Origin of the sequence: Pseudomonas caspiana, assembly GCF_002158995.1 — a bacterium.
In the GTDB taxonomy this organism is placed as follows: domain Bacteria; phylum Pseudomonadota; class Gammaproteobacteria; order Pseudomonadales; family Pseudomonadaceae; genus Aquipseudomonas; species Aquipseudomonas caspiana.
Map to the genome: position 1 here is coordinate 105,138 of NZ_LOHF01000019.1, position 24,139 is coordinate 129,276.

21 protein-coding genes are annotated in these 24,139 nt (G+C 57.7%); 12 read left to right on the forward strand and 9 right to left on the reverse strand.

Going from position 1 to position 24,139, the window contains the following annotated elements:
* Window positions 1-14 precede the first annotated feature (14 nt).
* The gene (locus tag AUC60_RS20105; RefSeq protein ID WP_087271650.1) at window positions 15-869 is read right to left on the reverse strand and encodes an NAD-dependent epimerase/dehydratase family protein; all 855 of its coding nucleotides are present in this window, start codon (window positions 867-869) and stop codon (window positions 15-17) included.
* A gap of 215 nt (window positions 870-1,084) precedes the next feature.
* Between AUC60_RS20105 and exbB the strand changes: the two genes are divergently transcribed.
* The 6 genes from exbB (at window position 1,085) to AUC60_RS20135 (ending at window position 7,821) form a co-directional block, all read left to right on the forward strand.
* Window positions 1,085-2,068: a tonB-system energizer ExbB gene (gene exbB, locus AUC60_RS20110; RefSeq protein WP_087271653.1), complete on the forward strand. Its 984-nt coding sequence runs from the start codon at window positions 1,085-1,087 to the stop codon at window positions 2,066-2,068.
* 3 nt (window positions 2,069-2,071) lie between these two features.
* The gene (gene exbD / locus AUC60_RS20115; RefSeq protein WP_087271656.1) at window positions 2,072-2,497 is read left to right on the forward strand and encodes a TonB system transport protein ExbD; all 426 of its coding nucleotides are present in this window, start codon (window positions 2,072-2,074) and stop codon (window positions 2,495-2,497) included.
* Window positions 2,494-3,237: an energy transducer TonB gene (locus tag AUC60_RS20120; protein ID WP_087271659.1), complete on the forward strand. Its 744-nt coding sequence runs from the start codon at window positions 2,494-2,496 to the stop codon at window positions 3,235-3,237. The genes exbD and AUC60_RS20120 overlap by 4 nt, the downstream gene beginning before the upstream one ends.
* A gap of 91 nt (window positions 3,238-3,328) precedes the next feature.
* Window positions 3,329-4,252: a hydrogen peroxide-inducible genes activator gene (locus AUC60_RS20125; protein ID WP_027900033.1), complete on the forward strand. Its 924-nt coding sequence runs from the start codon at window positions 3,329-3,331 to the stop codon at window positions 4,250-4,252.
* A gap of 8 nt (window positions 4,253-4,260) precedes the next feature.
* Window positions 4,261-6,336 (forward strand): ATP-dependent DNA helicase RecG, encoded by a 2,076-nt coding sequence (gene recG, locus AUC60_RS20130; RefSeq protein ID WP_087271662.1) that lies wholly within the window; start codon window positions 4,261-4,263, stop codon window positions 6,334-6,336.
* Between the two features lie 87 nt (window positions 6,337-6,423).
* Entirely contained in the window at window positions 6,424-7,821 is a 1,398-nt protein-coding gene (locus tag AUC60_RS20135) for an aminoacyl-tRNA deacylase and HDOD domain-containing protein (protein WP_087271665.1), read from the forward strand.
* 249 nt (window positions 7,822-8,070) lie between these two features.
* Here the strand turns inward: AUC60_RS20135 and AUC60_RS20140 are convergent, their stop codons facing one another.
* The gene (locus tag AUC60_RS20140) at window positions 8,071-8,472 is read right to left on the reverse strand and encodes a GFA family protein (RefSeq protein ID WP_087271668.1); all 402 of its coding nucleotides are present in this window, start codon (window positions 8,470-8,472) and stop codon (window positions 8,071-8,073) included.
* A gap of 329 nt (window positions 8,473-8,801) precedes the next feature.
* Between AUC60_RS20140 and AUC60_RS20145 the strand changes: the two genes are divergently transcribed.
* From AUC60_RS20145 to AUC60_RS20165, 5 genes are all read left to right on the forward strand, one after another.
* On the forward strand, window positions 8,802-10,109 hold the full coding sequence (locus tag AUC60_RS20145) for a CitMHS family transporter (protein ID WP_087271672.1): 1,308 nt from the start codon (window positions 8,802-8,804) through the stop codon (window positions 10,107-10,109).
* A gap of 87 nt (window positions 10,110-10,196) precedes the next feature.
* Window positions 10,197-10,964, forward strand: coding sequence for a TerC family protein (locus tag AUC60_RS20150; protein ID WP_087271675.1), 768 nt, complete (start codon window positions 10,197-10,199; stop codon window positions 10,962-10,964).
* A 340-nt stretch (window positions 10,965-11,304) separates the two neighbouring features.
* Entirely contained in the window at window positions 11,305-12,957 is a 1,653-nt protein-coding gene (locus AUC60_RS20155) for a Na/Pi cotransporter family protein (protein WP_087271678.1), read from the forward strand.
* A 72-nt stretch (window positions 12,958-13,029) separates the two neighbouring features.
* Window positions 13,030-14,412 (forward strand): M16 family metallopeptidase, encoded by a 1,383-nt coding sequence (locus tag AUC60_RS20160; RefSeq protein ID WP_087271681.1) that lies wholly within the window; start codon window positions 13,030-13,032, stop codon window positions 14,410-14,412.
* Window positions 14,413-14,700: 288 nt separating this feature from the next.
* Complete coding sequence (locus AUC60_RS20165) at window positions 14,701-15,906, forward strand: DUF5924 family protein (RefSeq protein WP_087271684.1); 1,206 nt, start codon at window positions 14,701-14,703, stop codon at window positions 15,904-15,906.
* Between the two features lie 9 nt (window positions 15,907-15,915).
* Here AUC60_RS20165 and AUC60_RS20170 read toward each other — a convergent pair whose 3' ends face one another.
* From AUC60_RS20170 to AUC60_RS20190, 5 genes are all read right to left on the reverse strand, one after another.
* On the reverse strand, window positions 15,916-17,157 hold the full coding sequence (locus AUC60_RS20170) for a nucleoside recognition domain-containing protein (RefSeq protein ID WP_087271686.1): 1,242 nt from the start codon (window positions 17,155-17,157) through the stop codon (window positions 15,916-15,918).
* A 165-nt stretch (window positions 17,158-17,322) separates the two neighbouring features.
* The gene (locus AUC60_RS20175; RefSeq protein WP_087271688.1) at window positions 17,323-18,066 is read right to left on the reverse strand and encodes a penicillin-binding protein activator LpoB; all 744 of its coding nucleotides are present in this window, start codon (window positions 18,064-18,066) and stop codon (window positions 17,323-17,325) included.
* A gap of 3 nt (window positions 18,067-18,069) precedes the next feature.
* A complete protein-coding gene (gene lpoB, locus AUC60_RS20180) occupies window positions 18,070-18,657 on the reverse strand; it encodes a penicillin-binding protein activator LpoB (RefSeq protein ID WP_087271690.1) in 588 nt (195 codons plus the stop codon).
* 38 nt (window positions 18,658-18,695) lie between these two features.
* Window positions 18,696-19,067, reverse strand: coding sequence for a YcfL family putative periplasmic lipoprotein (locus tag AUC60_RS20185; RefSeq protein ID WP_087271692.1), 372 nt, complete (start codon window positions 19,065-19,067; stop codon window positions 18,696-18,698).
* Between the two features lie 12 nt (window positions 19,068-19,079).
* Window positions 19,080-20,477 carry a COG3014 family protein gene (locus AUC60_RS20190; protein WP_087271695.1) on the reverse strand — a complete coding sequence of 466 codons (1,398 nt, stop codon included), beginning with the start codon at window positions 20,475-20,477 and terminating at the stop codon, window positions 19,080-19,082.
* A gap of 345 nt (window positions 20,478-20,822) precedes the next feature.
* Between AUC60_RS20190 and AUC60_RS20195 the strand changes: the two genes are divergently transcribed.
* Window positions 20,823-21,329 (forward strand): GNAT family N-acetyltransferase, encoded by a 507-nt coding sequence (locus tag AUC60_RS20195; protein ID WP_087271698.1) that lies wholly within the window; start codon window positions 20,823-20,825, stop codon window positions 21,327-21,329.
* 112 nt (window positions 21,330-21,441) lie between these two features.
* On the opposite strand, the gene AUC60_RS20200 is transcribed toward AUC60_RS20195, so the two are convergent.
* Both AUC60_RS20200 and AUC60_RS20205 read right to left on the reverse strand, forming a co-directional pair.
* Entirely contained in the window at window positions 21,442-22,788 is a 1,347-nt protein-coding gene (locus tag AUC60_RS20200; protein WP_087271701.1) for an MFS transporter, read from the reverse strand.
* A gap of 422 nt (window positions 22,789-23,210) precedes the next feature.
* Entirely contained in the window at window positions 23,211-23,972 is a 762-nt protein-coding gene (locus tag AUC60_RS20205) for a hypothetical protein (RefSeq protein WP_087271704.1), read from the reverse strand.
* Window positions 23,973-24,139 lie beyond the last annotated feature (167 nt).

Genomic DNA, 24,139 nt, shown 5'->3' on the forward strand with positions numbered 1-24,139 from the left:
ACAAGAATCGCCGTTCAATCAGACCCCAGCAACGCCTCATACCCTTCCTTGTAAGTCGGATACCTCGGCACCCAGCCCAATGCTTTGGCTCTCGCATTGCTGCATCGTTTACTGCCCGCCCGGCGCACGGCGGCGCCTTCGGCCCAATGCGTCACGCCTAGATATTCGCGTATCCATTGCACAACTTCGGCCAGGGGGGCGGGCGCGTCGTCCACCCCGATGTAGCAATCCTCAAGCGCGACACCCTGAGCGTCTGACTTCAGTAGCAAAGCGAGCAATCCCGCGGCGTCGTCGGCGTGTATCCGGTTGCCATATAACGGCGGGTCGATTGTCACGCTGTAACCCTGGCGCACCCGGTTCGACAGATCATTGCGGCCGGGGCCGTAAATGCCGGTCAAGCGCACGATGGTGGCTGGGAAGCCGCTGTTCAGCACGACCTGCTCGGCCTCAAGCATGATCTTGCCTGAGAAGGTGTCGGCTTCGGTTGGCGATGTTTCGTCCACCCACTCTCCGTTTTGCTGGCCATATACACCGCTGCTGGATACAAAAATCACCCGCTTCGGTTGCTGACCACGCTCGTTCAGCCAGCGAAGCACCCGTTGCGGGCCTTCAACATAGGCGGCGCGATAGCCCGCCTCATCGCGCTCGGTGGGCGTGGCGCAATACACCAGATAATCGATGGCTGTAGCGGGCCAGGTGGTGGGAATCGTCGAGCTGAACAAGTCGCCAGCCACGCCATTCACGCCTTCGGGCAGCAAGGAAATGGTGCGGCGCAAGCCATGCACGACCCAGCCCAGAGACAGCAACTGCGTGGCCAGACGGCTTCCGATATCGCCGCAGCCAGCGATCAGGACAGAAGGTGTAGACATGTTGGACTCCCTACAAACAATGCGGGCCAGACGGCCTGAAACATGGGTCAAAGCTGACCAGTCAGATGCTTATGATGGAAAAAAAGATACTCTATTACTTTTGTTAACAAGAATTACTTGCAATAATACCGGCCCGTTTGTTCTCCTCCAGGCGTCGAACGCATAGCGCGACGTAGCAGAGCGACCCACATTTTCTTTACTCAGGTCCGGCCAGCATGACACGTACTACCTCCCCCGCTTCGCCAACCCAGCTACCCAGCCTGTCGCGTGCATGGCGTGGTATTGCAGCGCTGCTGCTGAGCCTGATGCTTGCGCCTGCAGCTTTCGCTGGTCAGGCTGCTCCAACCAATCCAGCCGCTTCCCCTGCTCCAGTGACTGCTCCGGCCACGACCACTGCGCCGTCGGCGGAAACCACTGCACCGGTTGCTCAGGACGGCGCAGCACCCGTCGAAGGCCCTGCGATTGTCGAGCCAGAGGATAACAGCCTCGGCATGTCCCACGACCTGTCGCCTTGGGGCATGTACCAGAATGCTGACATCATCGTTAAGGCCGTAATGATCGGTCTGGCGATCGCATCGATCATTACCTGGACTATCTGGATCGCCAAGGGTTTCGAATTGCTGGGCGCCAAGCGTCGTCTGCGCACCGAAATCGCCAATCTGAAAAAGGCTCGTACCCTGTCCGAAGCCAGCGAGAGCGCAGCCAAAGAAGGCACGCTAGCCAATCTTCTGGTGCATGACGCCATGGAAGAGATGCGTTTGTCGGTGAACAGCCGCGAACGTGAAGGTATCAAAGAGCGTGTGAGCTTCCGTCTTGAGCGTCTGGTTGCCGCCTGCGGTCGTAACATGAGCATGGGTACCGGTGTTCTCGCGACCATCGGTTCGACCGCGCCGTTCGTAGGTCTGTTCGGTACCGTGTGGGGCATCATGAACAGCTTCATCGGTATCGCCAAAACCCAGACCACCAACCTCGCTGTTGTTGCACCGGGTATCGCCGAAGCCCTGCTGGCTACCGCATTGGGTCTGGTTGCTGCGATTCCAGCGGTCGTTATCTACAACGTCTTCGCTCGCTCCATCGCCGGTTACAAAGCTCAGGTTTCCGATGCCTCGGCACAGGTTCTGTTGTTGGTCAGCCGTGATCTTGATCACCAGCCGACCGCTGACCGTACTCAATCGCCGCACATGGTCAAGGTGGGCTAAACCTTGGGCATGCATCTGAAAGAAGGCGACGACGATCTCGCCGAAAACCACGAAATCAACGTCACGCCGTTCATCGACGTCATGTTGGTACTGTTGATCATCTTCATGGTGGCGGCGCCGTTGGCGACGGTGGATATCAAAGTCGACCTGCCTGCTTCTACCGCCAAACCGCAGCCGAGGCCCGAGAAACCGGTCTTCCTTAGCGTCAAGGCTGACCAGAGCGTGTATCTGGGCGATGACAAGGTTGCTCGTGAGCAACTGGGTCAGGTTCTTGATGCCAGGACCAAGGGCAAGAAGGACACCACGATTTTCTTCCAGGCGGATAAAGGCGTGGATTACGGCGACCTGATGGAAGTCATGAACGCCTTACGTTCTGCGGGCTACCTCAAAGTCGGTCTGGTCGGTCTAGAGACGGTTGGTAAGAAATGATCAGTACGCGCCAAAAACTGACGCGCTATAGCGGTAGTCTGTTGTTGGTGCTGGCCGTGCATGCCATCGCGATTGTAGTCGCGCTTCGTTGGCCTGCATCCGAAGCTATCGAGCTGCCTCCGGCGGCCATGATGGTTGAGCTGGCACCCGAGCCAGAACCGGCGCCGCCGCCACCGCCGCAAGTGGTTCAGCCGCCTCAGCCTCCAGCACCCGAGGAAGAAATCATTCCCAAGGTGGCTGAAGTTGAGAAAGCAGAAATCGCCGTGCCCAAGCCTGTGGTCAAGCCAAAGCCCAAGCCGCAGCCGCCAAAGCCGGTGAAAAAGCCTGAGCCGCCGAAGGATTTGCCCGCCGACGAGAAGCAGGTCGATACACCGCCGACGACAGCCAAGGTCGAGAAATCGGCTGCGCCAACTCCGCCCAGTCAGCCTGCGCCGCCGAGCAATGCGTTACCTACGTGGCAGAGCGATTTGCTGAAGCATCTGGCGAAGTACAAAAAGTATCCGGAGCAAGCTCGTCGCAGTGGTACGCAAGGGGTCGCCCGTATGCGCTTTGTGGTCGATGCGGATGGCAACGTTCTTTCGTACTCGATCGCCAGCAGTTCAGGCAGTCCGGCGCTTGACCGGGCCACCATGGAGATGATCCGTCGTGCCCAGCCATTGCCGAAACCTCCTGCGGAAACGTTGAACAACGGCACTATCGAGATTCTGGCTCCGTTCGTTTATTCCCTGGATAAGCGTTAAGTCGCAATTTTGATACAACGCAGTCACTTGATAACGTGCGTCTATCGATTGCAGCCGCTATGCTGGGGCCGCAACTTCATGGACGCACGTTATGACTCTCACAGAATTGCGCTACATCGTTACCCTCGCTCAGGAACAGCATTTCGGCCACGCTGCCGAACGCTGTCACGTCAGCCAGCCGACTTTATCGGTGGGCGTCAAAAAGCTTGAAGATGAACTTGGTGTGCTTATCTTCGAGCGCAGCAAGAGTGCTGTGCGTCTGACGCCAGTCGGTGAAGGCATCGTCGCTCAAGCACAAAAGGTTCTGGAACAAGCCCAAGGTATCCGTGAGTTGGCCCAGGCTGGTAAAAACCAGCTGACTGCGCCACTCAAGGTCGGTGCAATCTATACCGTAGGCCCTTACCTGTTCCCGCATCTGATTCCGCAACTGCACCGGGTCGCCCCGCAAATGCCGTTGTACATCGAAGAGAATTTCACTCACGTGCTGCGCGACAAACTGCGTAACGGTGAGCTGGACGCGATCATCATCGCGCTGCCGTTCAACGAAGCCGACGTGCTGACCATGCAGCTTTATGACGAGCCGTTCTACGTCCTGATGCCTGCTGATCACCCGTGGACCCAGAAAGAAACCATCGACGCCTCGGCGCTCAACGACAAGAGCCTGTTGCTGCTGGGCGAAGGTCATTGCTTCCGTGATCAGGTGCTTGAGGCTTGCCCGACCCTGACCAAGGGTAGCGAAGGTGCCAAACACACCACGGTGGAATCCAGCTCGCTGGAAACCATTCGCCATATGGTTGCGTCTGGTCTTGGTATTTCGATCCTGCCGATGTCCGCAGTAGACAGCCATCACTACGCGCCTGGCGTGATTGAAGTGCGTCCGCTGACGCCGCCGGTGCCGTTCCGTACCGTAGCGATCGCCTGGCGCGCCAGCTTCCCGCGGCCCAAGGCGATTGAGATCCTCGCGGATTCCGTGCGTCTGTGCTCTGTGGCACGTCCGAAAACCCAAGCGAGCTGAGTGGCCCGATGAGCGAGTTGTCTCAAGTCTCGGTCACCGCGCTGAAGGGTGTCGGCGAGGCCATGGCCGAGAAGCTCGCCAAGGTCGGCCTGGAAAATCTGCAGGACGTATTGTTTCACTTGCCGCTGCGTTATCAGGACCGGACCCGTGTCGTGCCTATCGGCCAGTTGCGTCCCGGTCAGGACGCGGTGATTGAGGGGACAGTCAGCGGCGCTGATGTGGTGATGGGCAAACGACGCAGCCTGCTGGTGCGTCTGAACGACGGCACTGGAAGCCTGAGCCTGAGGTTTTATCACTTCAGTAACGCGCAGAAAGACGCGCTCAAGCGCGGCACCCACATCCGTTGTTTCGGAGAGGCGCGGCCCGGTGCTTCAGGTCTTGAGATCTATCACCCGGAATACCGTGCGCTGACCGGCAGCGAGCCTGCGCCTGTCGAGCAAACGCTCACGCCGATCTACCCCACGACTGAAGGCCTGACCCAGCAACGCTTGCGCCAGTTAAGCCAGCAAACGCTGACCATGCTTGGGCCAAAAAGCCTGCCCGACTGGCTGCCTGAAGAACTCGCCCGGGACTATCAGCTTGCGCCGCTGGATGACGCGATCCGTTACCTGCATCACCCGCCTGCAGACGCCGATGTTGAAGAACTTGCCCTTGGTCATCACTGGGCCCAGCACCGCCTGGCATTTGAGGAGTTGCTCACCCATCAACTGTCTCAGCAACGGTTGCGGGAAAGCCTGCGTTCGCAACGTGCTCCGGCGTTGCCGTTGGCTAAAAAGTTGCCGAAACAGTTTCTCGCTAATCTTGGCTTTGCACCCACGGGGGCTCAGCAGCGTGTGGGTAAGGAAGTGGCCTACGACTTGAGTCAGCCGGAGCCAATGCTGCGTTTGATTCAGGGGGATGTCGGTGCGGGTAAAACCGTGGTGGCTGCATTGGCCGCGTTGCAGGCGCTGGAGGCCGGTTATCAGGTCGCATTGATGGCGCCGACCGAGATTCTTGCCGAGCAGCACTACATCAACTTCAAGCGCTGGCTGGAACCGCTGGGTATTGAAACCGCCTGGCTGGCGGGCAAGCTCAAAGGTAAGGCGCGAGTCTCGTCTCTGGAGCAGATCGCAGGCGGCACGCCGATGGTGGTCGGCACCCATGCGTTGTTTCAAGACGAAGTGCAATTCAAGAATCTCGCGCTGGTAATCATCGACGAGCAACACCGTTTTGGTGTGCAGCAACGTCTGGCCCTGCGAAAAAAAGGTGTGGGCGGCCTGATGTGTCCGCACCAGCTGATCATGACCGCCACACCGATTCCACGCACGCTGGCGATGAGTGCGTACGCGGATCTGGACACTTCGATCCTCGATGAGCTGCCGCCCGGACGTACTCCGGTCAATACCGTGCTGGTGGTCGACACCCGACGTATTGAAGTGATCGAGCGTGTACGTGCTGCCTGTGCCGAAGGTCGGCAGACGTATTGGGTCTGCACGTTGATCGAGGAGTCCGAAGAACTGACGTGTCAGGCGGCGGAAACCTCCTTCGAAGAGCTGACCAGTGCATTGGGTGAGTTCCGCGTCGGCTTGATCCACGGTCGCATGAAGCCTGCTGAAAAAGCTGCCGTCATGGCCGAGTTCAAGCAGGGTGCGCTGCAATTGCTGGTGGCGACCACCGTCATTGAGGTGGGCGTGGACGTGCCCAATGCCAGTCTTATGATCATCGAGAACCCCGAACGACTGGGCCTTGCTCAACTGCACCAGCTGCGCGGCCGGGTCGGACGAGGCAGTGCTGTCAGCCATTGCGTGCTGCTTTATCATCCGCCGCTTTCGCAAATAGGCCGTCAGCGTTTGGGCATCATGCGTGAAACCAACGATGGCTTTGTGATTGCCGAGAAGGATCTGGAATTGCGCGGCCCTGGCGAGATGCTCGGTACTCGGCAAACCGGCCTGTTGCAATTCAAAGTGGCCGACCTGATGCGCGACGCAGACCTGTTGCCCGCCGTGCGCGACGCGGCTCAGGCGCTGATTGAGCGCTGGCCGCAACATGTCAGCCCGCTGCTGGAACGCTGGTTACGTCACGGCCAGCAATACGGTCAGGTGTGATGCAAATCGTCGCTTTGATGATCGCATCACACCGGAAACACCCAAGCTGGTTATACTTCAGCGACTGTAGGAAATTGGATACCCGTCATGACAGAAGTTGCCCACGTCGATGAAGCGCCTCACGCCCCGTCCGTCATTCGGCAGTTGCTTGGCAAACTAGCGATCAGCTACCGCGAGGTTGATGACTCCCCGCAGCTGCCAGCAGCACGAAGAGTCCAGGCTGTCCTGGTCGAAGATGCCGTTGGCGCACTTCTGATCCTGTTCCCGCAAAGCCAATTGCTGGACCTCAGCCGCATCACCGAGCTGACCGGTCGCAAACTGGTGGCCGTTCCTCATTCGCGAATGTTGAAGATGCTGGCCAAGCACAGCCTGCAAGTGCTGCCGGGCTTGCCTGCCCTGACCAGCTCGCCGTGCCTGTATGACGATCGTTTGCTGCAAGAACCGTCAGTGCTGATTGGCTCGGGTGAGCCCGGCATCCTGCTGGAAATCAGCAGCGAAGACTTCAAGACCATGTTGAGCAAGGCCAGCGCTGCCCATTTCGGTGAGCTGCTGAGCACGATTCATCCCAATCTTGATCGTCCTGATGATGATCGCGAAGAAATCACCCAGGCCATGCAAGCTTTTACGGCGCGCCGCATCCAGCAGCGGCTGGAAGCGACCCTGGAAATTCCGCCACTGGCCGAAACCGCGCAGAAGATCATCAAGCTGCGTGTCGACCCCGATGCGACCATTGATGACATCACTGGCGTGGTCGAGACCGATCCGGCGCTAGCGGCACAGGTAGTGAGCTGGGCGGCATCGCCTTACTACGCGTCTACCGGCAAGATTCGCTCCGTTGAAGACGCCATCGTGCGCGTTTTGGGTTTTGATCTGGTCATCAATCTGGCCTTGGGTCTGGCCTTGGGCAAGACACTCAGCCTGCCCAAGGATCACCCGCAGCAGACCACGCCTTATTGGCAGCAGTCGATTTACACCGCTGCGGTTATCGAAGGTCTTACCCGTGCAATGCCTCGTGCACAGCGCCCTGAAGCGGGCCTGACTTATCTGGCCGGGTTGCTGCACAACTTTGGTTATCTGCTGCTGGCCCACGTGTTTCCGCCGCATTTCTCGTTGATCTGCCGTCAACTGGAGGTCAACCCGCACCTGCACCACAGCTATGTGGAGCAACATTTGCTGGGCATCAGCCGTGAGCAGATGGGTTCCTGGTTGATGCGTTACTGGGACATGCCGGATGAGTTATGCACAGCCCTGCGCTTCCAGCACGACCCTACGTACGACGGCGAACACAGCGCCTACGCGAACCTGGTTTATCTCTCGGTCCGTCTGTTGCGCCAGAACGGCATCGGTTCGGGCCCCAAGGAAGAGATTCCAGATGAACTGTTCGCTCGGCTGAGCCTTACTCGCGAAAAGGCCGAAGAGTCGGTACGCAAAGTACTCGAAGCTGAAGTGCTGCTGCGGGAACTGGCTTCGCAGTTTTCTTCGTAACGCAGATCCCTTGTGGGAATTCTATGTCTGCCCGCAAGCTGATTGACGACGCGGGACCGGCTTTAGCCGGGAAGAGGCCGGGACAGCCGCTGAATATATGGCATCTGACAGGCACCTTTCCCGGCTAAAGCCGGTCCCACGTCAATATCAGCGTGTCCCCGTGGGGGGGCCGCGATAAGGCTGGACGCGGTTCATTTTAGATCGCGGTGTCCTCATCGCGAGCAAGCTCTGCTCCCACAGCCGCTCGCTTTAAACAGTCTCCCCCGTCTCCCCCGGTAACTGCTCGTCCAGATGCAGCCACGGCAGGCGGTTTTCCGTCCAGATATGCCGGTCGGCGGGTGCCAGCTCCGGGTGGTCGAAGGTGGCGACAGTCACGTCGATGTCTTGTGGGCTGTTGCGCGAGAGCAACGCCAGTTGGGCACCGCAGTTATTGCAGAAGTAGCGGACGCAGGTCGGGCCGGAGTCGTAGGTGGTCGGGCTGCCTTCGGTCCATTCGAATGAAGTGACCGGTATCGAAATCCAGGTCATGACAATCCCGCCCGACGTGCGTCGGCAGATTGAGCAATGGCAGTGAGCGATGTCCCGCAGTGGCGCATCGAACTGATAGCGCAGGTTGCCGCAATGGCAGCCGCCGGTAGTGATCTGGCCCATTTCTGTCCCCCTCGTTGTGCAATGGCTGGTAAAGCTTCTGACCTCTTCGTTACACATTCGTCTTTAGTCTTGGTCGCTCAAAGGTTTCAGCGGCGAAAGCTGAATGAAAGCTTGGCCGATTAGCATCCACCCACCGCCGGCAACAGACCGGTCAGCCACATGTGCGTTTCACGACGTACAAAGGCCCAGTTAACAACAACAAATGGTGACCCTGATGTGCTCTAGTGCCCTGCTGCATTCCCCGCTTTCGCCCCCACTCCCTGCGCCGCTCTTTTTGAGCTGATTAGCCTTTCGCCTTAGCCAATCGCGTACCGCCTGGAGTATTTACTATGTTGACCTTCCTTGGCTTTGCCATGGTCATTGCTTTCATGTACCTGATCATGAGCAAGCGTCTTTCCGCGCTGATTGCTCTGATTCTGGTCCCGATCCTGTTTGCTATCTTCGGCGGTTTCGCGACTGAAATCGGCCCGATGATGCTCGCCGGCATCACCAAGCTTGCGCCAACTGGCGTCATGCTGATGTTCGCCATTTTGTACTTCGCGTTGATGATCGACTCCGGTCTGTTCGACCCGGCCGTACGTCAGATTCTGAGGTGGGTCAAAGGCGACCCGATGAAAGTTTCGGTGGGCACTGCGGTGCTGGCACTGGTGGTTTCTCTGGATGGTGACGGCGCAACGACTTACATGATCTGCGTCGCGGCCATGCTGCCGCTGTACAGCCGCATCGGTATGAGCCCAAGGATCATGGCCGGCCTGATCATTCTGGCGGGCGGCATCATGAACATGACCCCATGGGGTGGGCCGACCGCTCGCGCAGCCAGTGCGTTGCATGTGGAGGCATCCGATATTTTCGTACCGATGATTCCGGCCATGTTCGCCGGTGTGGTTGCACTGCTGCTGATCGCCTACTTCTACGGTAAACGTGAGCGCGCTCGCTTGGGCGAATTGCATCTGCAGGGCGATGAAGCCGATCACAGCGAAATCAGCGTTTCGCAGTTCCCGGATGCCCGCCGTCCGAAGATGATCTGGTTCAACGGTGCGCTGACTCTGGTGCTGATGATCTCGTTGATCATGAGCCTGTTGCCGCTGCCAGTGCTGTTCATGATCGCGTTCAGTATCGCGATGATCATCAACTACCCGAACATGCAGGATCAGAAAGACCGTGTCGCGGCTCACGCCGGTAGCGTGCTGTCAGTGGTTGGTTTGATCTTCGCTGCGGGTATCTTCACCGGCATTCTGACCGGCACTGGCATGGTTGACGCCATGTCCAAGAGCCTGTTGGCAGTGATTCCGGATGCAATGGGCCCGTACCTTGCGGTCATTACTGCACTGGTCAGCATGCCGTTCACCTTCTTCATGTCCAACGACGCGTTCTACTTTGGCGTGTTGCCGGTACTGACTGAAGCGGCTGCTCACTACGGTATTTCGCCGGTGGAAATGGCTCGTGCCTCCATCGTCGGTCAGCCGGTTCACCTGCTCAGCCCGCTGGTTCCTTCGACCTACTTGCTGGTAGCTCTGGCCGGTATCGAGTTCGGCGATCACCAGCGCTTCACCTTGAAGTGGGCAGTTCTGGTTTGCCTGTGCATAATGGTTGCCGCTTTGCTGATGGGGATCTTTCCTTTCTACAGCAGTCTATAAAGTCGGCTCACTTGTTTTGCGGCCCATGTCCCGGTCTTCACCGTCGGGCCTGGGCCGCAAAAGTTTAAACGCTCAAAGGATTACAAAATGGAATGGCTGACCAGTCCTGAAATATGGATTGCTTTCTTTACCCTGACTGCCCTGGAAATCGTCCTTGGCATCGACAACATCATCATGATCTCGATCCTGGTCAGCCGCATGCCTAAGCACATGCAGGCGCGCACCCGGATTTTCGGCCTGGCGCTGGCCATGGTCACGCGCATCCTGTTGCTGCTGTCGATCACGTGGGTCATGCGCCTCACTGCTGACCTGTTCGTTGTAATGGGCCAGGGTATTTCGGGTCGCGACCTGATCCTGTTCTTCGGCGGTCTGTTCCTGCTGTGGAAAAGCTCGCAAGAGATCTACCACGGTCTGGAAGGCGAAGAAGAATCGGCAGAAGAACCGGGTGGCAAGGGTGGCAAGTTCATCTACACCATCATTCAGATCGCGATCATCGACATCGTGTTCTCGCTGGATTCGGTCATTACCGCTGTCGGCATGGTTTCCCACGTGCCGGTCATGGTTGCGGCCATCGTGGTTGCCGTACTGGTGATGATGCTGTGTGCAGGCACCATCAGCGACTTCATCGAGAAGCACCCATCCTTGAAGATGCTGGCGCTGTCGTTCCTGATCGTCGTCGGTACCGTCTTGATCGCCGAAGCGTTCGATGTGCATGTGCCTAAAGGCTACGTGTACTTCGCCATGGCGTTCTCGCTTGCTGTTGAAGCCATCAACATCAAAATGCGCATCGCGCATGCGAAGAAGAAGGCCCAAAGCGAGCCAGTAAAACTGCGTAAGGACGTTCCGGGCCAGTAAGCCGGTGTGTCGCTAAAAAAAGGGGCGCACTGATGCGCCCCTTTTTTTGTAGGAGCTCACGAGCAACGCGAGGCAGCGATGGCGGCCTGTCGGATATACCGCTATCGCTACCTCGCGGTGCTCGTGAGCTCCTGCAGGTCCAATATTTGCTGAGCGACAGTGTTGTGTCAGGGAAATGTATATGGCTGATTTATTACATATTTGTTTCAATGGGCGAATGCCATTCATTGTTGGCATTTAAGCCAAAGGCCGACTAAAGGTTAGTAAGGTCCATAAAGCGCGTCATTTGCTGCACCTTCAATTTCTTGCCCGCATGGGCACACCACAGGGGGCTTTCCGTATGCTGACCCTGCTCGATTTGCTTTCGGCCGTGGCCTTGCTGATCTGGGGCACTCACATTGTTCGTACCGGCATCTTGCGCGTGTACGGCGCGCAGTTGCGTCAGGTCATTAGCCAGAACATGTCCAAGCGTCCGCTGGCGTTCATTGCCGGCATTCTGGTGACCGCGGTTGTACAGAGCAGCAACGCCACCGCTATGTTGGTGACTTCATTTGTCGGTCAGGGCTTGATGGCACTGACACCTGCCTTGGCAATCATGCTGGGCGCTGACGTCGGCACGGCCCTGATGTCGCGGATCCTGACGTTCGATTTGTCCTGGCTGTCGCCGCTGCTCATTTTCCTTGGCGTGGTGTTCTTCCTGTCACGCAAGCAGACACGTCTTGGTCAGATGGGGCGCGTTGCAATCGGCCTGGGGCTGATTGTGCTGGCGCTGCAATTGATCGTCGCCGCTGCCGCCCCGATCACTCAAAACGCGGGCGTGAAAGTACTGTTTGCGTCGCTGACTGGCGATCTGTTGCTCGATGCGCTGGTGGGCGCGTTGTTCGCGATGATTTCCTACTCCAGTCTCGCCGCCGTGCTGCTGACTGCGACGCTGGCTGGCGCTGAAATCATCAGTCTGCCGGTCGCGATCGGCCTGGTAATCGGGGCCAACATCGGCAGTGGCATGCTGGCTTTCCTGAGCACCAGCATGCAGAACGTTGCCGGTCGCCAAGTAGCGTTGGGCAGCTTGCTCTACAAACTGTTTGGCCTGTTATTGGTGATTCCGGTGCTTGATCCACTGGTGCACTGGATCGACAGCCTGGGCTTCAGCCCCCAAGACATGGTTATTGGTTTCCACCTGATCTACAACACAGCCCGCTGCCTGATCATGCTCCCCACCGTCGGTCCTATGGCTCGGCTGTGTTCAGTTATTTTGCCGGAGCGTCCCGAGGTCAACGGGCTGGCCACGCCACGCCATCTTGACCTGACAGCACTGTCTACGCCGAGTCTGGCGCTGGCCAATGCAGTGCGCGAAACCCTGCGTATGGGTGACTTGATCGAGGGCATGCTCGGCTCGATGCTGGAAGTATTGCGCGGTACGCAAACTTCGATGACTCAGGAAATGCGTCGCCTCAACGATGACGTCGAAGCGCTGTACAGCGCGATCAAGCTGTATCTGGCGCAGATGCCCCGCGAGGATCTCGGCGAGCAGGACAATCGACGCTGGGCGGAAATCATCGAGCTGACCATCAACCTCGAACTGGCTGCCGGATTGATCGAGCGCATGCTGCGCAAAATCCAGCAGCAGAAAACCTCACAGCGGCGCTCGTTCTCCGAGGTCGGGCTGGAAGAGCTGGCGGGCCTGCAGTCGCAGTTGCTGTCCAACTTGCGTCTCGGCCTGTCGGTGTTCCTCAGCAGTGATCCGGAAAGCGCTCGTCAGTTGTTGCGTGAGAAGCGTCGCTTCCGCGCTCAGGAGCGGCGTCTGGCGCACGCCCACGTCAGTCGCCTGCAACGCAAAGTGGTGCAGAGCCTTGAAACCAGCTCGCTGCACCTGGAGCTGATTGCGGATATGAAGCGTCTCAACTCACTGTTTTGCAGCAGCGCCTATGCTGTGCTGGAAACCGCCGACACCGGCGCACTGTCCAGCGAAAGCGAGCCCGAGCAGCCAGCATAAGAGACACGGTGTGAACGTACCGGGCACACCGAAGTCTGTTAGACATACCGGCCCGCAAGGAAGCAATGTTTTATGCGTTGCCTGCTGTTCGCTTGTCTGTTTTTGATCGCACTGCCTTCCTCTGCTCTCGACCGTTTTCAGGTCGAGGGCTATTTGCTGCCCAACGGTTTGCAACTGCTGCTCAAGCCCGGCTATGAAAAAGGTCATGTGGCCATTCGTTTGGTGGTCGGCATTGGTTTCGATGATTTTCCCTGTGAAGACAAAGAGCTGCCGCACTTGCTGGAGCATTTGCTGTTCAGCGGTATCGATGATGCGGGTGAAGGTGGCCTGGAAGAGCGCATGCAGGTGCTGGGCGGTGACTGGAACGCGTTCACCAGCAACACTGACACCACATTTGTGATCGAGGCCCCGGCCCAGAATCAGCGCAAGGTGCTGGACCTGTTACTGGACGTGCTGACCAAAACTCACTTCGATCAGGCCGACCTCGACACCGTCAAACGTATCGTCGAGCGCGAGGACGGTGGCCACTACTCTCATTTGCAACGCTGGCTGGACCGTAAGGACCTGGGTCACAGCGCCAGCAGTCAGTTGGCTGTGGAGATGGGCCTCAAGTGCGCCGAGCGCCCTCAGGTCGATCACATCACCCTGGAACAGGTGCAAGAGGTATTCAGTAGCTGGTACGCGCCCAACAACATGACACTGGTCATGGTTGGCGATCTGGATCGGCTGCTACCCGGCTATCTCGAACGTACTTTTGGTGAGCTGGATGCGCTTGATCCTATCGAGCATCCTCCTTTGGCGGAGGCCAATGACAAAGCTGAAAAAGACCGCACGCTGATTCGGGGAGCGTTGGGGGATGCGGCGCGGCTGCACCTGATTTTCAAGGAGCCGTTGCTCGACGATCAGCACGATGAAACGCTGGAGTTGGTCAGCGACTATCTGGAATGGGCGCTCTATAGTGATTTGCGACTCAAGCATGGTTTGTCATACGGGCCATGGGTCGACCGTGAGGTTTTCGGTGGCAGCGGCTTCATGAGCCTGAATGCTGACCTTGAGCGCGACGACGTCGATCAAGCGAAGGAATATGTTCGCGCAATGCTTGAGCGGTTGCAGACTGACGGCCTGGACCCGGCAGCCTTTGCCCGTGTCAAACAAGCCACCATCGCCAAGCAGGCCTGGGCGGTGCAGGGCAACAGTGCATTGGCGGATTATTACTGGGGCGCGCTCAATGATTACGAGAATGGCCGCTTCGCTGATCCGGGTAAGCGTTACAAGGCCGTCAGCCTCGACAACGCCAACCGTGCGCTGCGCGAATTGCTCAAACAGAAAAGCTACTGGCGGACCGAGCAGTCATTGCTGAGTTATGACGGTTTGTTCTGGCTGACAACGGCCGTGTTGGGTTTTGTGGTGCTGCTGGTGGGATGGCGAGTAAGTGCTTATCGTCGGCACCGCTGAGCATTCAAGTTGGAATCCTGCTTCTGTGGGAGCCGAGCTCGCTCGCGATAAAACGATGACGTGGTATGTCGTCTAGTTGCGTCTCATGTATCGCGAGCAAGCTCTGCTCCCACGGGGAATTGAGCTAGCAGGGAAACATGGAATCTCCAACAGGGGCTTGTGTTCGCCGTGCCGCCAGCGCAGCTTCGGAGATCGCGGTATCAGAACACCGAACACCGAACAATGAATTCACTGGCAGCGCTGTTATCCTGCTGACCCTTTTCCCCTACCACCAAGTGAATCGCTGAAATGCCTCAATGGAAATCCCTGATCGTCCGCATCGTTGAACTGATGAAGCGTTATCCGGGGCTCATTGCGGCGGGTGGTTTCATTTCCGGTATTGCCAGCTTCATTCTGGTGGACCGTCAGGAAGGTCTGGCTACCTGGATTGCTGTGGTGATGCTGCTCAGCTGGCTGTGGCTGATGGTCGAAGGCAGCGCCATGGTGCTGTTCACCAAAGTGTTCAAACGCAAGATTCCTGAAGGAATACTGCGTTACGGCACGCAGATGATTCACCAGGAAAGTCTGTTCTTCGTTCTGCCGTTCTTCTTCATCACCACCACGTGGAACAGCGCCCAGGCGATTTTTACCGGGATGCTGGGTGCGGCGGGGCTGATTTCCATCATTGATCCGTTGTACTACAAATGGCTCGCTCCGCGGCGCTGGCTGTTCATGGCCTTGCACACGCTGACGCTGTTTGCGGCATTGCTCACTGCGCTGCCGATCATCCTGCACCTGACCACCGCGGAGAGTTACAAGCTGTCGCTGGGCATCGCGATGCTGCTGTCATTCCCTAGTCTGATATCGAGTTTTCCGGTCACCAGTTGGCGGCGCGGAGTAGGCGTGGTGGTCACGATTCTGGTGATTGGTGGCGCTGGCTGGTTGCTGCGCTCTTGGGTACCGCCCGCGACGCTGTGGCTCACCGAAGTGGCGGTCAGTACTGATTTTGATAACAAGAACCGCACCCCAACCGACAGTGTCACTGAGGTCAGCGCTAAACAGGTGCGCACCAGTGGTCTGTATGCCTACACCGCGATCAATGCGCCGCGTGGTCTGGATGAGCGGATTTACCACGTGTGGCGGCACAACGGCAAAGAAGTCGACCGGATTGCGCTGGATATTCATGGTGGCCGCAAAGAAGGCTACCGAGCGTGGACCCACAAACGCAATTTCCCACAGGACACTGTAGGTAAGTGGCAGGTGAGGGTGCTGACCGAAGACGGGCAGATGATCGGCGTGCTGCGTTTCGAAGTGACCGAGACTGATCAGGCGCCTGTCACTCGACCTTCTGGCCGGATAATCCGTCTCAAACCGGGTGGCGATGACCGCAACAGTGCGGCTGATGAGCCTGCGCCGCAGCGTTCAGAGCCCGAGGCAAAAGAGCCTGAAAAGGCTCAGCCTGAGGCGGCCGAGCCTGATGCCAAACCTGAAAATGCCGAGCCCGCCGCTCAGTAACCCTGACGCTTACTGCGCAGTTGCGCCGAAGAACCAGTAAGTGACCATGATCGCAGCGATCACACCGGCAAGTTCGGCCAGCAGCGCGCAGCCTACAGCGTGACGTGCGCGCTGAATGCCGACGGCACCGAAGTACACCGCCAGTACATAGAAGGTGGTTTCGGTACTGCCCTGAATCGTCGCGGCAGCCAGTGCTGCAAAGCTGTCCACACCTTGTGTTTGCATGGTCTCGATAAGCAGTGCCCGGGCGGCGCTGCCCGAGAACGGCTTGACCATCGCAGTGGGTAACGCATCGACAAAGCGTGTATCCAGCCCCAACCACTGAACCAGATGCCGAATGCCTTCCAGGCCCAGGTCCAAAGCGCCCGAGGCTCGCAGCACACCGACGGCACAGAGCATGGCCACCAGATACGGCAGCAAGCCTTTGGCGACGTCAAAACCTTCCTTCGCGCCTTCAACGAACGCTTCATAGACCTGCACCTTACGCAGCGCACCGATCACCAGAAACAGGATGATCAGGCCGAACAGTGTCAGATTGCCGAGGATGGAAGAGAGGCCCGCCAAAGCTGCCGCCGACATCGTTGCCAGCAATGCCATGAAGCCGCCGAGGATCAATGCCCCTGGAATCAAGTAGGCCAGCACGACGGGGTCCCACAATCGCAGGCGCTGCATGAACGCCACGGACAACAAGCCCACCAGCGTTGAGGCACTGGTGGCCAGGAGGATCGGCAAGAACACCAGGGTGGGGTCGACTGCGCCTTGCTGCGCGCGATACATGAAAATCGAGACAGGCAGCAGGGTCAGCGAAGAGGCGTTGAGTACCAGAAACAGAATCTGTGCGTTACTGGCGGCGGTCTGGCTCGGATTGAGCTCCTGCAGGGAGCGCATGGCCTTGAGGCCGATAGGCGTTGCTGCGTTATCCAGGCCCAACGCGTTGGCGGCGAAGTTCAGCGTGATCAAGCCAAGGGCAGGGTGACCCGCAGGCACTTCCGGCATCAAGCGCAGGAACAACGGCCCCAGGACTTTTGCCAGCCAATCGACGATCCCGGCTTTCTCCGCAATCCGCAGAAAACCCAGCCACAGCGTCAGTGTGCCGAACAGCAGCACCATGACTTCAACCGACAGCTTGGCCATGGCGAAGATACTTTCAACCATGGCCGCGAAAATTCCAGCGTTACCGCCAATCAGCCACTGGCCGAATGCGGAGATTGCTGCAATCAGGAAAAAACCGAGCCATAGAGCGTTAAGCATTCACAAGTCCCCCGCAAGATGCCGCGATGATAGCGGTGCGGGGGCAAACAACAAACCCTTGCGACGTCGCCTTACTCTTTTGTAGGTGCTGCCGAAGGCTGCGAAAGGATTTTCCTGACTCGCCGCCTTCGGTGGCGCCTGCATAGAGCGTGTCCGCTTGATGTGTTAGCGCAGAATCTTCGGCGCTTCATCCCTTGGCAGGTTGTTTTGTGGCAGTGGCTGCTGCCCGGTGTATTCCACTTCGCCACGCAGCTGCTCGCGCAGTTGGCGGGTGACATCCACACCAATCGATTGCGACACATCGCGCACCACGCGGGGACGATTCAGTGAAACCTTGATGTCGCGGCTGTTTACCAGCTTGGTGTCCTGACCTTCACCCATCGCAGTGAATGCCGAGGTGATTTCAAAGGTGCGGGTGTTGATCAAGCTGAAATCGGCCACAAGCGTCAGGCCAAGAATCGCCGAATAGCTGTTGGTGTTCGCCAGCTCACCGATGTCCTGCTGGAAGTCGATATCCGATACGGTGCCGAACAACACGTAATCCGCGCCCTTGAAGCTGCCGTTCTTGATGCGCTTGATGACGTCATAAACGTCTTCTTTGGATTTGGCGGTATACGGCGTTCCCTGCACCAGCTGGAACATGCCGGACTTGATAATCTCGCCCTTGATGTCACCGCTGAATTTGCGCAGCTCGCTCTGCTCGATGTAGCTGTAGCGCGCCTCGTACTCTTCGTAGCTGGATGACCCGCTGGCATTGTAGTAGCTAGCTTGCATGTTGCTCTTTGCCGAAACGGTGTGGATGTAAGCCTCCACACGTTCCTGAAAAGCCAAATCCGTCACCGCGATTTTCGGTGCAGCCTGAACGCCAAAGGCGCACATCAGGCCGACGATACCCATCCATGCACGCATTGTTTAACGCTCCGTGGTTTTGCGGATTTCTTTCTCGTCCATCCATTCGGCCAGACCGCTTTCTACATCGATCAGTTGCAGGCTGAATTTGTAGAAGACGTCTTTGTAATCAGCACTGCGCTTGACGATGGAACTGATTGAGCCTTCCAGACGGTATTTGGCAGCGATCATGTTGCCCGTCTTGCTGACCGTCGATTTCTTGTACAGGCCGCTCTGGTTCTGCAACTTGAGCTGGTCGACCTGGCTCTGCATTTCGGTGTTATCGCTGGCGAAGCGGGCAGTGCCGGACTTCATCAACTGGGTTTTGATCGACGTGGTGATTTCGCGAGTATCAATGTACTCGCTGGTCTTGTTCTTCACGTCGTAGACCTGAACAACCGGACGACCTTGCAGGATCCCGGATTGAGCCAGGGAGCGGGTCATGGACTCGGCGATCATTTGCAGGTCGGTGGAGCCGAATTCGTTGGTGACGGTTTCAACAGCTTTGGTGTCGCCGTAGCTGATGTTCTTGCTGCCCAGCGATGGCGAGTTGTTGGCGCAACCTGTAGCCAGCAGGGCGACAGCGGCGATGGAGCAAAAGCGGATAAACATGCGGTAGTTCTCTTCAACTGAGCAATATGGGAGGCGGATCAAGGCGTCTTCACTTCGAGGCGAAAGTCAGTGGCTTTCGGCGTCGGTGCAATCGCTGGCAGGTAGCTGGTCTGATTGCCGTACAGCGTCGTGCTCTTCCAGCTCTCGGCGTCGGACACCGGGAAACCATCATTCCCCAGCCAGGCGAAGCGGTAGTACATCTGCTTGTTGTAGCTGCTGGTGTTATTGAGCTGCACATTGACGGTCAGGAAACCGTTTTCACGGGCGACGCGCATGGCGCCCACCTCGATGTTTTTCATGTTGCCCATCGACACCACTTTGCTGGCGGCACTGCCAGGCGCCGGTGGCGGTGAGGTGGCGCATCCGGCGAGCAGGGCCAGGGCAAGCACGCCAAGAATCTTGATACGCATGGAAGGTCTCCGTCAGGGTTGTTTGGTGGTCGCGATGGCTTGTGGCGCAGTTGATGGCGTTACCTGAGCCATCAGGCCATCGGTGTAAACCTGATTGCCAATTGCCCGTAGGGCGACGACTTGATAGCGCTGATCAACCTTGACCTGCACGTGAGTGCCGCCGGTGGTGGAAGGCAGGATTACGGTGTGCATGCCTTGTGGCAGACGCAGGCGGGCAACTTGCGTGTTATCTGGCAGCGTGCGCCATGTGCGAGTGTCTGCCCCCTCGGTAATGGCTGAGGCGATGCCCACGGCCAGACCGGCCAGCGGATTCACATCATTGATCTGCTTCTGTGCGACGCCGCGAGTAATGGCGCGAACCGTGGTACGCAGAATGATCCCCGGCATGTCATCACGCAGGGCGCGGCGGGACATGTCAGTGGTGCTGTTGAGCTTGGTCAGGTTGATCTGCTGGCCGTCGAGGCCGATCTGGGTGAAGGCTGCTGTGGTGGTGTCGGGTTTGATCACCGGGAACGACAGCGGAGTAATCACCAGATTGCCGCTGATTGGCAATGGCAGCGGAATACGCACCGAATCACGGGCTGGAGCAAAGCCGCTCTGCACCACGATCAGCACTTCGCTATAGCCGTCTTTGCTTTCCTTGTCGTCAAGCTTGAGCAGCGCTTCATCCAGCAGTGGGGTGTTCGGGCGCAGCTCGGCTGCTTTGCGATAGCCCGGTGCAGCGAGGCCTTTTTCGCCCATGGCTTCGTATACGAAGCCGGACAGGTAATGGCTGAACGCACTCTGGTAACTATTTTTCAGGCCCACGACTTCTGGCGCGTCAAGGGAAGCTACAGGATAGCCCTGCAGGTCCTTGAACTGGGTTTTTACGCCTTTGTTCTCGGCTTCCTCTTCGCTCTTGAGATATTCCTTGTCACGCAGCTCTGCGATCACTGCTTCACGTTCGTGAGTCTTCTTGATCTCGACGCGGGCGCCTTCGAAGTCGTTCTTCGCCAGCAGGTTCAAAGCCATCTGCGTGGTCAGCATGACTTTCTCGTAGTCGTAACCTTCGTAACGACGGACCTTGTCGTTGACCAGAAAACTACCGAACTGGGCCAGGTACTTGTCGGTATCGAGCTTGACCGACTCTTCCCACTGATACACCACCTGATCTGCGCTGCGCCACGCGGTCTGGCTGCCAGCCAGGTCGCCTTTGGCGCGTAGCAGTTCGCCCTTCTCGAAGTAATAAAGCAGATCCTTGTCGGCGCTGGTGTTGTTCTTCTCCAGCACGCCCAACGCGCCGTCAACGTTGCCACTGGCAAGCTGCAGGTTGGTTTCTTTGAGTTCGGTGTCGTAGCTACGGAAGGCAGAGCAGCCCGCCAGTTGCACAGCGGCAAAGAGCGCAAGCGCAGTCAAGGCACGAGAAGACATGGAGTGTTCATTCCCTGAAATCGATAGCAGGGACTGAGTCAGCCGCTATACAAATCCGTTTGAGTAAGCAGCCGTTTGTTGGCTACTCATGAGGTCCTTGTTGCGAGCGGATGTCGTTTGCAGCCAAGGGCGCGGGATTATAAGCGGCATTCAAGCGCTGACAATGGCTTTTTGATGGCTCACAGGTTTTTAGGCCAATTCCTACGCTGGTGAAGAGAATTGCCTCACACACTTAGGTCATCAATGTGTGTCTTACGCTGATTCAAGAGGGGGTTATGCGAACGACGCCGCTATGCAAGTATCTTGATTTCCAGTTGTTGTGTTGAGATCAAGGAGACCCCTGTTTTGCCAGCCTCAATCGCCAGCGATATCCAGATTTGCCGTTTCCAGCCCGCCGACCGCCAAGGCGTGATCGACGTCATCCTGCCCATTCAGCGTGAAGAATTCGGCATCGCCATAACCGCCGAAGACCAACCGGATCTACAAGCCATCCCCGACTTCTATCAGGTCGGTAACGGCGACTTCTGGGTTGCCAAGCATGAAGGCCAGATGATCGGCACCATCGGCCTCAAAGACATCGGCGCACAGCAAACAGCCCTGCGCAAAATGTTCGTCGCAGCGCCCTTTCGTGGCCGTGAGTTTGGGGTGGCAGCGCAGTTGCTCAGCACATTGCTTGAAGAGGCGTGGCAACGAGGCGTGCAGGAAATCTATCTGGGCACTACCGACAAATTCCTCGCTGCACACCGGTTTTACGAAAAACACGGGTTTGTGGACGTGGCGAAAGAAGCGTTGCCGGAGAGCTTTCCGGTGATGAAGGTGGACAGCAAGTTTTATGTGCTGCGCAGAGCCTGAGTCGCCTTTGTGGGAGCAGGGCTCGCCTGCGATAAAGCTGACGCGGTGAGCTTGAAATCCGCGGTAACTGTATCGCGGGCAAGCCCTGCTCCCACAAGGTTTGCGAAAACTCTTACCTATTCTGCTCCGCATGCGCCCAACGATAATCAAGACGTGGCGCGCGGACTTTAACTTTGCGCTTGGTCTTGGTCAGCGTCGGTTCGAACACCGGTTCCGGGTCGCGCAGGAAGGCGGTCATGACTGCGCTCAGGGCGTACAGGCCAGTGAATGCCCAGACCACGCCAGCCAGACCGAAGCTGTCCTGGAAGATCGCGACGACGGCTGGGCCGACCCAGGTCGAAGCACCTGCGCCAAGGCTCAAGACAGACAATGCGGCAGCTTTGTTCTGCGGCGCGAGGGCTGGCGCGAGTGCCGAAAGCGGCACGAAGCAGGCCAGCGTCAAGCCGTAGAGGGCACCAAAAATGGATGCGATCAGGAAGTCATTCGGGAACGCCTGCGGCATGAAGAAGAACAGCGGCGTGCTGATCGTGCTGCCGACGGCGCCCAGCCACAGGATCGTATTGCGATAACCGATCCGGGTACTGATGATGCTGGAAGCGAGGTTGCCGATGATGTTGAACACAAACACGATGGTCAGCAGTCGCAGCCATTCTTCGAGGCTGAAGCCTACGGTGTGCATGAAGAAGCCAGGCATGATCACCAGGAAGCCGAACATCGACGAGGTGTTGATCACGCGCACCAGGCCGGCAAGCGACACTTTGGGCATTTCCCACATGATGGTGATGTTCTTGGCCATCGAGACCAGAGGTTTTTCGCCTTCGGGGGCCAGACGCTTCATGCCATGAGCGTCGCGCATGCCCACCAGTCCGATCACGCCGCCGACCACTACCAGTGCGAAAGACAGCCAGAACGTCGCCATGGCACCAATGAGCGGGATGCTGACGCTCGCGACCAGTGAGCCAAGGGTCGGCAGCCCGGCTGCATAGGCAACCCAGAACCAGCCCACAGCCATACCCATTTTGCGTGACGGAGTGGCGGCTGCGATCCAGACCAGAAAACCGTAGGCGAACAATGGGTAGCCGAAGCCACGCAGGCCGTAGGTCAGGAGGATCATGGGGTAGCTGAGTTTTTGCAGGCCGTAGATCAGGAACAGCACCTCGAAGGCGCTCCAGATCAGCAAGCCAAGAATCATGACGCGCTTGGGACCCCAGATGTTCGAGAGCGCGCCCGCCAGCCAGGAGGAGATACCGACAGTGACACCGTAGATGGTGAAGACCATGGCGATTTCATCGGCAGGCATGCCGCGTTCGCTGAGAAAGGGGGAGAGATAACCCAACTCGACGCCATCGCCGATCATGAAGATCAGCAGGCCGACGAAGCCCCAGAACATAGGATAGGGGATGCCGGTTTTCTCGCAGAATCTGGCGAGTGCAGTGTTCGGAGTGGATTGATCGCTCAATTTTCCGGTCCTTCTTTTAGGTACAGCACGGCGTTTGGTGACGCCGTATGAATGGCCTCAATGAGGTTGAAAGGCAGGGTTGCCCGACACGCTGTTGGCAAATGCGCGAACACATAACGTGTGGACTTTCATCTGATGCAGGATCGCCGCTATACGACTTCAATTACCCATGAATCTATGTTTTTTATAGATTTTCGAGCCCGTTTGCTTTTTATTTATCCCATCTGAGGGCGATGATGGCAACCGCTCTAGACCGCGCCACCTGTGGCGGGATGACGCAGCTGATTACGCGTCGTCCCCAGTTTATAGGGGGCAGAGCGTTACAAAAGATGTCGAAAGAAATAGTCAAAAAAATACAGCCGGGATGGATTGCTAGCAATATGTGTAATTCATGACGGCATATGCGCCATCGCAACGCGCGTCTAACTCAGCGGATTGAAGCCGTGACCGGCAGAACAAAATCGCTCTTCGATAGCCTGGCTGGCGTCGCTGCCGTCTTTGTCCCGACGCTTGCCCCATTCGCGGCATTTTTCCCGGAAGTAAACTTTGGCGCCTTTGCGGCATTCGCGGTGCTCGATCGAGCCACGCCGATAGTTGGCGCAGACGCTGCTGCCGTCGATGCGGTTGTCCTTGACGGTCCATTCGGCTGCGTAGGTGCGTTTGCCGTCCCATTGCCAGACAGTGCCGCGCTCGACGTTAGAGGCCGTGACGCGTTTGGTGCGTGCGGTTTGTTGCTGCTCGCTTTGGTACTTCGCCAGGTAGGACGCACTCACCATCCCGCTTGCGTCTGGATTCCGGGCTGTGCGGGGGAATTGTCCAAAGCGGCAGGTGGCGACGGCTTCATCAATGATGTTGTCCGGTTTGATGCAGTCGGCCAGCGGTTTGGGGGCAACCAAGGCGTCACGCGTATACATCGGGGGTACCGGATTGGAACTGGCAGGCAAGGTGGGCGTAGGATTTCGATGGGCAGTGACTTGTTGAATAACGCTTTGCAGACGGTCACTGAAATGCATCAGCAGATAGCCCGCAGCAACGATGAACAACAACGGCACAAAGATACGTCGGTAAAGCCGCGAAGGCTTGGAGGGATAACGTCTATACGCTCGAGGCACGTCCTGAGTTGGAGCGCTCAGACGCTCAAATGGATTGAGTTTGTCCCGAGACTGGCTCTCGCTGGGATCCATGCACTCTTCCTTGATGTGGCTGCGCATCCATTGCGCCAGGGAGTAGCGAGGTTAAACCGATTGAAAGTGTTTCGCCAGCGTTACGGATTTTGGGTTTGACACCTGTAGGAGCTGCCGAAGGCCGCGATTCGCGGTGAGTCAGCAAATGCGCTCGCAGCCTTCGGCAG